This is a genomic window from Erysipelothrix aquatica, from assembly GCF_009828775.2.
Lineage (GTDB): Bacteria > Bacillota_I > Bacilli_A > Erysipelotrichales > Erysipelotrichaceae > Erysipelothrix > Erysipelothrix aquatica.
Genome location: NZ_WTSY02000064.1, coordinates 1 through 3361, shown reverse-complemented (window position 1 = coordinate 3361; position 3361 = coordinate 1). Strand labels below are relative to the sequence as shown.

Here is a 3361-nt window from a genome sequence, read left to right as displayed (position 1 = left end):
TTTCTCACTTCGACTGGCATACTCTTATATTTTAAGAAATACTCGTAAATGTTTAAAAAATCAATAACTATCATAATGTATTTTTTTAAAGAATAGTCCGATTTTAACCGGTCATGTATTTCTATGTTTGTTCCAAGGCAGAAAGACAAATTGTCATGAGTATTTATATGATGATAATCTATTATGTTCCTTTTTGTCCCAGATTCTCTACATATTGGTAAAACATTCGGAAATGTTTTTGGTAACTCTATCATCACTTGATAGTCAAGAAAAAATAATGCTCCATCGACCTTCCCTTGGCAGTCAATCAAAAGTTCTATTAGCGTTTTATCTTTTCTCACAAAAAAGCTCTTTATTTTAACTCCCTGCATATCATTGATGATATCACTAAGTTCTTTTTCTAATTCCAAATTATTCGCCCCATGGTCTAGCTTTGCTGCTATCTACTTCATAAGTTGTCTGATTTGATTCAGTTTCAAACCCAAATGCATCAGCCATACTTAATTCTTTTCGAGTTTGAGAATGGCGAACATCTTTTTGTTGAGAAATCACATTACTTAGATTTTCAACCCAAGAGAAAAACTCTTCTGCTGCTACCTTATTCTCATTCCATGAACTAAGAATATTATCCAATCCATTTGCAGGATTCTTGAGTGTCCATTGTCCATCATTAAAATTTACAATGTTCATCATAAAATAACCTGCTTCAATACTTGTCTTAGACGATCCTTTCATAAGTGAACTTCTTAACTGCTGTAACTCAATAACTACTTTATCTAGTAAAGAACTCTCATCTTGAACGTAACCAATTCGATTTGATAATTTAGCAACAATCGTGGTTATGACAATCGACGAAGGTTTATTATCTGAATCTTTTCTAACGTAATAAACATCTCTCAATCTTTTTAAAATTTTTATTACATTCCTCATCATATTTGTAGCACTATCTTCCGGAATGTCTGTAATTGACGCTTTGAACTCTTTATCACGAAAAGACTCAAAAATTCTTTCATAACTGGCTGTTTGAGTGTTGAACCAGGTTACATATCCAATCGGATTATTAGAAATCCATCTTGACTTTGATTCAGAAACATCTGGTATGGCAATCGAACTATCGACTAAATAAACATTTTCAGTTACTGTCCTAATTCTATTTATTGCTTCGATAGACTCTTTTGTAGCTGGTATAATATCAATAGAAAAATCCACTCCTTCTTGTTTCTCATATTTAATTGTAAAGCACTTTTCCCATTTTATAAAAGTATATCTACTTTCGCTTAATGCATCTTCAAAAATCGACATAAGTTTCTTAGGTCCAATTTCTTTCGACAAGTCGACTACTTCACAAATAACATCTACATCATATGATTGATTTTTGCTCTTTGAATATGGCCTAACCGCTGTTCTAGTAGCAAAAGATCCTTGAGGATAGAAATTTATGCTTAATCCCGTTTTGCTTTCTATCGCTTTACAAATGTTCGTATATAAGTCTTCTGCTCTCTTCCTTTGAGTTTCAGTAAGATCAATTTTCGACAGCAAATTATTCAAATCCTTTTTACTTGTTTGATTCGTCATATAGACCCCCTATTACTTCACTTGTATTATAGCATACAAAGCCAAGTAGAAAGAATAATTTATGCGCTTTCATACAGGCATCTCTTTACTATTTCATAACAGAAAAAGTATATCTTATTTAACAAATTAGCTCAGATTACTGGGTTAGATTTTTTTAAAAACATTGCTTGAATCTTACTGTACCACTAGATGTGTATTCCCTTAAAAAGTAATTTCTCTACCACTAAGAACTAGTACTTTACTTTAAATATGAACTGTAATTGGGAAACATCATAAACTATAGTAATTGAAATAAAACTATCTATGTCAAATAAAAGAATTTTTAATACCTAAGATTTCAAAAATTATATGCCGCTCGCAATTATGATGATCAAAAATAATTTTGCCTCTACGAAAATTACGGTGTTGCTTCAAATGCAATTTCAATATTCACGCCGAATCAAACAACGGCTAAGAGCGAAGATTTCATTTTCTTTGTAAAGCTCCTACTATTATCCATCCTACATACTACAATTACTTAAATCACGAAACCTAAAAACTTGACATAGAAAATAAGAAGATATGTGTTCATCACTTTGAGTATTATATTATGTACAATGAACACTTAAGTGTAATAATGATCAAGCGTCGTCTTTTGTTGAATTTGACATATCAATTAGTCATGGTCGTATTCACAGACTCTTGAAGAATATGCCTCTACATCATATGTCATCTGCTATACCTTACTCGGAACCCTCTCAACACACAAACGTTCAAGAATGTGTTAATGTTCTAAATTAGTATTTCTGCCCTTATGAACCCAATAATATGTAATTTAGCGACCTTACTTATGCTAAACGACTTAGAAGTTTCGATCTCTTTAAGTTATTATGTATTTGTTTTCTCATAACATCACTGAATGGATGCATTCTAATCGAAGAAATTATCTTCTTTACTCGTGTTTTTCTATGATGTGCACCATTTAATAGAACCTGAAGGAAGGCTTCTTCTTCATTCGAATAGTGGTTCGCAATATCGCATGTTCAAAATATGAAAATGTAATGGTTGAATATAACGTTGTTAGCGAATCTTTTTTCAAATATCTAAAATACGAAGAAATTAATAGATGCTCGTTTTTAGAAACCAAAGCTACCAGAAATACCTATTCACTAATATTGGAAGGTTCTATAACCCATTAAAATTACATTTGTTCAACAATTGGCTGTGACCGACAATAGAGAACATGAATTTATTCAATTATTTTCTTAATTACTGTCCAATTTACTGACTATTAGGGTGTTGCGACAGGATAACGACTTCTGTATGAGTAGAATGTACAAAAGTGATGAAACGGTTTCAAACTAAGATCTTGTTGAAGTGCATCTTTTTTGCTAATCCAGAGCTTTATAAAGTAGCGACGTACTATACACGGATGTAAAACTATACATTACTCACCTTCATTTTGAATATCACTTCTTTCAATAATAGTTTAATAAATCGAGTGATTTTTCAGTTTTCAATACAAAATTTTGCAGATTAATCTCTGTATCCTTTAATATTTTACATCAGGAGATCATATCTTTTTGATCTTTAAGGCTCAAGCTTTGTAGATTTCCAAAAAAATAGTAAGATTATCTAGATACAATTTAGTTAATGTTTGTCTATCATCATCACTTAGATTATTCTCATTACTATCAATTTGTAAAGATAGAATAATCAAGAAATTAAAAATACTTCTTTTCTTCTCAATATTTGAAAAATCTATTTTTTTATGTTGAATAAAAGAGATATATGAACAAGTTATTGC

The 3361-nt window shown here is 30.8% G+C and carries 3 protein-coding genes; all 3 read right to left on the bottom strand.

Annotation, left to right across the window (positions count from 1 at the left end; translation table 11 throughout):
- Positions 1-410: hypothetical protein (locus GVV20_RS10325; protein WP_250690206.1), on the bottom strand; the 410-nt coding region annotated here is incomplete at its 3' end.
- A 1-nt stretch (position 411) separates the two neighbouring features.
- Positions 412-1575, bottom strand: a complete 1164-nt coding sequence (locus tag GVV20_RS10320) for a nucleotidyltransferase domain-containing protein (protein WP_159740496.1) — start codon at positions 1573-1575, stop codon at positions 412-414.
- A 1576-nt stretch (positions 1576-3151) separates the two neighbouring features.
- Positions 3152-3361, bottom strand: a 210-nt coding sequence (locus GVV20_RS10315; RefSeq protein ID WP_250690205.1) for a hypothetical protein, incomplete at its 5' end; no start/stop codon positions are given.

What these genes read in the sequence shown, in the direction of transcription:
- GVV20_RS10320 (WP_159740496.1), bottom strand. Translation starts at nt 1,575, where the DNA reads ATGACGAATCAAACAAGTAAAAAGGATTTGAATAATTTGCTGTCGAAA.